General features: G+C 65.6%; 8 protein-coding genes. 7 read left to right on the forward strand and 1 reads right to left on the reverse strand.

Annotation, left to right across the window (positions count from 1 at the left end; translation table 11 throughout):
- Positions 1–848, reverse strand: an 848-nt coding sequence (locus H8B02_RS44235; RefSeq protein WP_512699922.1) for a MutS N-terminal domain-containing protein, incomplete at its 3' end; no start/stop codon positions are given.
- Between the two features lie 214 nt (positions 849–1,062).
- Between H8B02_RS44235 and pcaF the strand changes: the two genes are divergently transcribed.
- The 7 genes from pcaF to H8B02_RS44270 all read left to right on the forward strand — a co-directional run.
- Entirely contained in the window at positions 1,063–2,271 is a 1,209-nt protein-coding gene (pcaF, locus tag H8B02_RS44240) for a 3-oxoadipyl-CoA thiolase (protein WP_229172053.1), read from the forward strand.
- Between the two features lie 105 nt (positions 2,272–2,376).
- Entirely contained in the window at positions 2,377–3,078 is a 702-nt protein-coding gene (pcaH, locus tag H8B02_RS44245) for a protocatechuate 3,4-dioxygenase subunit beta (protein WP_229172054.1), read from the forward strand.
- Positions 3,079–3,681, forward strand: a complete 603-nt coding sequence (gene pcaG, locus H8B02_RS44250) for a protocatechuate 3,4-dioxygenase subunit alpha (RefSeq protein ID WP_229172055.1) — start codon at positions 3,079–3,081, stop codon at positions 3,679–3,681. It abuts the gene before it with no gap.
- Between the two features lie 145 nt (positions 3,682–3,826).
- Entirely contained in the window at positions 3,827–4,150 is a 324-nt protein-coding gene (locus tag H8B02_RS44255) for an ArsR/SmtB family transcription factor (protein ID WP_173640060.1), read from the forward strand.
- 10 nt (positions 4,151–4,160) lie between these two features.
- Positions 4,161–4,625 carry an SRPBCC domain-containing protein gene (locus tag H8B02_RS44260; protein ID WP_229172056.1) on the forward strand — a complete coding sequence of 155 codons (465 nt, stop codon included), beginning with the start codon at positions 4,161–4,163 and terminating at the stop codon, positions 4,623–4,625.
- A 21-nt stretch (positions 4,626–4,646) separates the two neighbouring features.
- Complete coding sequence (locus H8B02_RS44265) at positions 4,647–5,498, forward strand: shikimate dehydrogenase (protein ID WP_229172057.1); 852 nt, start codon at positions 4,647–4,649, stop codon at positions 5,496–5,498.
- 16 nt (positions 5,499–5,514) lie between these two features.
- A partial coding sequence (locus tag H8B02_RS44270) for a Gfo/Idh/MocA family protein (RefSeq protein ID WP_229172058.1) occupies positions 5,515–6,234 on the forward strand: 720 nt, incomplete at its 3' end.

Consider the following 6,234-nt stretch of genomic DNA (forward strand, 5'->3'; position numbering starts at 1 on the left):
GGCGGCGACAGCGGCGGACGCTTGCCAACCTGGGTGCGGTCGATATAGGTGACGGCGGCGGCCGCGGCGGTCGCCTCCAGCCGCGACATCGCGGACAGGCCATCCATGGTCGCGACCGCGAAATAGTCGCACAGCCGCCGTTCGGCGGTAGCGCTGTCGAACACGTCACGGGTCAGCGGCGTCACCGACGGCAGCTCGCGCAAGGTCGGCGCCAGTTCGTGGTCGCTATAGAGCGCGTCGGTGACGATGGCCTCGTTCGGATTGATGCGCGCCAGCGTCGCCGCAAGCTCTGATGTCGCGCACTCCGTCACCATGAATTCGGAGGTCGAGATGTCGATCCAGGCAAGGCCGAGACGATCCGCGCCGGCCGAGCCGCGGGCGCGCGCGATCGCGATCAGGTAATTGTTGGTGCGGGCGTCGAGCAGCGTGTCTTCGGTCAGCGTGCCCGGCGTCACCAGCCGCACCACGCCGCGGCGGACCACGCTCTTGTTGCCGCGGGCTTTTGCTTCCGCGGGATTTTCCGTCTGCTCGCACACCGCGACGCGGTGGCCGGCGCCGATCAGGCGGTGCAGATAGTCCTCGGAGCGTTCGACCGGAACGCCGCACATCGGAATGTCCATGCCCTGATGCTTGCCGCGCTTGGTCAGCACGATGCCGAGCGTCTTCGAGGCGATCTCCGCGTCCTCGAAGAACAGCTCGTAGAAATCGCCCATCCGGTAGAACAGCAGCAGGCCGGGGTGGGCGACCTTGATCTCCAGATACTGTTCCATCATCGGCGTGACGCGCGATGGCGCCTCGGCGGCGGGAGCGGGCTCGGGCGGAACGGGGATGGGCTGCTGAATGGTCATGAGGGCCGGGAAGCTACAAAATTTCGCCGCGCGGTCCTATCCAAGAGGAGGGGGTTTTCCACCCTGTCCACGACCCGAGATATGACAGGGCATCACGGTAATGCGTGCAGGGTCCGCAGCCGCGTCAATTGACCTGCCGCGGGCACGCTCCTAAAACTCACCTCAAGTTCCAGCCGATCCAGCGCCTAAGTCGCGGCATTCAGGGAGAGATTCAATGCGTGATGTGTTCATTTGCGATGCCGTCCGGACTCCGATCGGCCGTTTCGGCGGTTCGCTCGCCAAGGTGCGCGCCGACGATCTCGCGGCGGCCCCGATCAAGGCGCTGATGGCCAAGCACCCGACCCTCGACTGGAATCAGGTGGACGAGGTCTATTTCGGCTGCGCCAACCAGGCTGGCGAAGACAACCGCAACGTCGCGCGCATGGCGCTTCTGCTCGCCGGCATGCCGGAATCGGTTCCCGGCCAGACCCTGAATCGGCTCTGCGCCTCCGGTCTCGACGCGGTCGGTGCCGCGGGCCGCGCCATCCGCGCCGGCGAGATCGATTTCGCGATCGCAGGCGGCGTCGAATCGATGACGCGCGCGCCGTTCGTGATGGGCAAGGCCGCGGAAGCCTTCTCGCGCTCGTCCGAGATCTACGACACCACGATCGGCTGGCGCTTCATCAATCCGCTGATGAAGGCGCAGTACGGCGTCGATGCGATGCCGGAGACCGGCGAGAACGTCGCCGAGGAATTCCAGGTCTCGCGCGCCGATCAGGATGCGATGGCGATCCGCTCGCAGCAGCGGGCCGGTGCGGCGATCGCGTCGGGTTATTTCGCCGAGGAGATCGTCGCCGTTCAGGTGCCCGGCGGCAAGGCCGGTCCTGTTACCGTCGACAAGGACGAGCATCCGCGGCCGGAGACCACGCTCGAAGCTCTCGCCAAGCTGAAGCCGATCGTGCGCAATCCGGGCACGGTGACCGCGGGCAATGCGTCCGGCGTCAATGACGGCGCCGCCGCGATGATCCTTGCCTCCGAGGCTGCGGTGAAGAAGCACGGCCTGACCCCGCGCGCAAAAATCCTCGGCCTTGCCTCGGCCGCGGTGCCGCCCCGCATCATGGGCATCGGCCCGGTGCCGGCGACCAAGAAGCTGGTCGAGCGGCTCGGCATCAAGGTGTCGGACTTCGATCTGATCGAGCTCAACGAGGCCTTCGCCTCGCAGGGCATCGCCTGCCTGCGCCAGCTCGGCGTCAAGGAAGACGCCGATTTCGTCAATCCACATGGCGGCGCGATCGCGCTCGGCCATCCGCTCGGCATGAGCGGCGCGCGGCTGGTGCTGACTGCCGTGCACGGCATGGAGAAGCGGGGCGGGAAGCTTGCCTTGGCAACTATGTGCGTCGGGGTCGGCCAGGGCGTCGCGGTCGCCATCGAAAAGCTGAACTAATCCAATGGCTTGGAGGGGCTGAAAACAGCCCTTCCCCATTTTGGTTATGCATTATAATGATCTGATGTGAGCTCGCGGGGCGCGTGGGCCGCGGAGGAATTCGCCATGACCTTACTGTATCCGCTGCAATCGCTTGCGGCCCATCCGGCGCGGCTGTCGCCGGACTATCGCTCCACCGTGAAACGCTCGCCGCAGAAGCCGCTGATCCCGATGCGGCACACGCTCTCCGAGTTGACCGGGCCGGTCTATGGCCATGAGACCGTGCGCGAGCACGACAACGATCTCACCATTCAGGCCAAGGGCGAGCCGCTCGGCGAGCGCATCATCGTGCATGGTCACGTGCGCGACGAGGACGGCCGCGGCGTGCCCAACACGCTGGTCGAGCTGTGGCAGGCCAATGCCTGCGGCCGCTACATTCATGTCGTCGACCAGCATCCGGCGCCGCTCGATCCGAATTTTACAGGCGCCGGCCGCACGCAATCCGATGCCGACGGTTACTACAAGTTCATCACCATCAAGCCCGGCGCGTATCCGTGGGGCAATCACCACAATGCGTGGCGGCCCGCGCATATCCACTTCTCGGTGTTCGGGCATTCCTTCATTTCGCGGCTGGTGACGCAGATGTACTTCCCCGGCGATCCGCTGTTCCCGTTCGATCCGATCTTCAATTCGGTGACGGATGAGAAGGCGCGGGCGCGGATGATCTCGTCGTTTGATCTCGAGAACACCAAGCCGGAATGGGCGCTGTGCTACCGCTTCGATATCGTGCTGCGCGGCCAGAGCGCCACGCCGATGGAGACCAGGTAAGTGTCGAACCAGCGTCCTGATGGAATCACGCCCTCGCAGACCGTCGGCCCTTATTTCAAATACGGCCTGACCCCGAACGGCGAATATGAGTGGAACGACGCCTTCACCAACAATCTGCTGACGGGCGACGTCTCGGGCGAGCGCATTCGCGTCGAAGGCACCGTCTATGACGGCGACGGCGCGGTGATCCCGGATTGCATGCTGGAGATCTGGCAGGCCGATAGCCAAGGCCGCTTCTCCGATCCGCAGGATGCGCGCGCGCTGCCGAACTCCTCCTTCAAGGGCTTTGGCCGCTGCGGCACCGACAAGAGCGGTGGTTATTCGTTCGACACCATCAAGCCGGGCGTGGTGCCGGACGCCGACGGCAAGCCGCAGGCGCCGCACATCGTGCTCGCGGTGTTCGCGCGCGGCATGCTGCTGCATCTCTACACCCGGATCTACTTCGACGACGAAGCCGGCAACGCCGGCGATCCTGTGCTCGCATTGGTGCCGGCCGATCGCCGCGCTACGCTGATTGCGAAGCGCAAGGCCTGTGCGGGCAACGCCTACACGTTCGACGTCCATCTCCAGGGCGACAACGAGACGGTGTTCTTCGACGTCTAGCCGCCGGCCGCGCCCGATGGCGCGCAAATCCAGCATTGAAAGTAAGGCCCAAATCCGCTGTGCGCCCTCGCCGCAGCGGATTTCGCTTGACTATGCGCAATCAGTTATATAGCAAGTTAGTTATATAACAGACACGAGATCAAGCATGCCCAACCTCGACGCCGCCTTCTCCGCGCTCGCCGACCCGACCCGCCGGGCGATCCTCGCGCGCCTCGCCCTCGGCGAGGCGACGGTGATGGAGCTGGTCGAGCCGTTCGAGATGACCCAGCCCGCGATCTCCCGCCATCTCAAGGTGCTCGAGGGCGCGGGCCTGATCGTGCGGCGCGTTGAAGGCACCAAGCGGCCCTGCCGGCTGGCGCCGACGGCGGTCGCCGAGATCGATCAATGGCTCGGCATGCTGCGGCGAGCTCTCGAAACCAATTACGACCGGCTGGACGGAGTGCTGGCCGCCATGAAGCCTGAAAAGTGAAGGGTATCCCATGAGCAAGTTGACGCTGAAGACCGAAGGCGACTGCTACATCGTTGTCACCAGGCGCTTCGTCGCGCCGCCTGAAATGGTGTATCGCGCGCATACCGAGCCGGAGCTGCTGCAGAAGTGGCTGCTCGGCCCGGAAGGCTGGACCATGCCGGTCTGCGTCAGCGATCTCAGGCCCGGCGGCAAGATCCGCTACGAATGGACCGACGGCAAGGGCGGCGGCTTTCATCTGACCGGCGAGTATGTCGCGCTCGAACCGTTCAGCCGCATCGTGCATGTCGAGCGCATGCATCTGCCGGACCCGACGCCGGACAACCATGTCGAGACGCGGTTCGCGCCCGACGGCAACGGCACCGTGATGACGATGCGGATGACATTGCCGGATGCCGAGACGCGCGCGGCGATGCTCGCGACCGGCATGGAGCACGGCATGGAAGACAGCTATGCTCGGCTCGACCGCATGAGCTGAGTGCGACTGACGTGAGGGACAATGCGCGATCGTTTCCTGACCGGTCTGATCGGCTATCCGATCGCGCATTCGGCGGCGCCTGCGATGCACGAGCAGGCCGCCGCAGTGCTCGGCGTTCGCTGTCACTACCAGCTCATCGAAGTGAAGGGCGCCGGGCGCGACGATCTGCGTGCGATGCTGGAGGGCGTTAGGCGGCTCGGCTTTGCCGGCGTCAACGTCACCTTTCCCTACAAGGAGGCGGTCGTCGATCTGCTCGATGACCTCGCGCCCGATGCGCGCGCGATCGGCGCGGTCAACACCATCGTCGCCAGTGGCGCTCGGCTGGTCGGGCACAACACCGATGCGACGGGCTTTGCGCGTGCGATCGAACCGCTGCTTGCGTCAGCGCCGCGCGGCCCGATCGCGCTGATCGGTGCCGGCGGCGTCGGCAAGGCGATTGCCTTCGCGCTGGCCGGCCTCGGCGTCGCCGGGATCAGGATCTTCGACGCCGATGCCGCCAAGGCCGCGCAGCTTGCGGCCCAGTTGCGGGATCGCCACGCGGTCCGCGCCAGCAGCGTCGCGATCGCGGTGGATGGCGCCACAGGTCTCGTCAACGCAACGCCGGTCGGCATGCTGCCGAGCCGCGACACGCCGGTGCCGGATGCACTGCTGCATCCGTCGATGTGGGTCGCCGACGCCGTCTACACGCCGCTCTGGACGCCGCTGCTGAACGCGGCCAAGGCCAAGGGCGCAAGCGTCCTGACCGGACGGGACCTCGCGATCAACGCCTCGGCCGACGCATTCAAACTGTTCACGGGATTGACGCCGCCGCATGCGGCGATGGCAAATGCGTTCGACGCCGGGATGGCTGCACGCTACTCTTCGCCCGTCTGAAGGGCGGAGACAGTAAATGACGAAAATCAGGATGGGTCTGGCCGGCTGCGGCTTCGTGTCGGAGCTGCATATGGTCGCCTACCGGCGCGTCTATGGCGTCGATGTCGAGGTGAGGGCGGTCGCTGCGCGCGGCGATCACGTGGTCGAGTTCGCGCGCAAGCACGGAATACCGAACGCCTGTCGCAGCTTCGCCGAGCTCGTCGCCGACCGTGAGCTCGACGTCATCGACATCTGCACGCCGCCCAACCTCCATGCCGCGATGATCGTCGACGCAATGCAGGCCGGCAAGCATGTGATCTGCGAAAAGCCGTTCAGCGGCTATTTCGGCCGCGATGGCGACAAGGCGCCGATCGGCAAGCACGTTCCGAAGGCGCTGATGTACCAGCGCGTGATGGAGGAGATGGAACAGACCCGCGCCGCGATCGAGCGCAGCGGAAAACTGTTCATGTATGCCGAGGACTGGATCTACGCACCGGCGGTGACCAAGACCGCCGAGATCATCCGCGCGACGCGCGACAAGATTCTGTTCATGAAGGGCGAGGAGAGCCATTCCGGCTCGCATGCCGCGCACGCCGCAGGGTGGGCGATGACGGGCGGCGGCTCGCTGATCCGGATGGGCTGCCATCCGCTGTCGGCCGTGCTCTATCTCAAGCAGGTCGAGGCCAAAGCGCGCGGCGAGACCATCACGGTTGCGAGCGTCACCTGCGACGTCGGCAACGTCACCGCCAGTCTCAGG

It is taken from the genome of Bradyrhizobium altum (assembly GCF_020889705.1).
GTDB classification, from domain to species: domain Bacteria; phylum Pseudomonadota; class Alphaproteobacteria; order Rhizobiales; family Xanthobacteraceae; genus Bradyrhizobium; species Bradyrhizobium altum.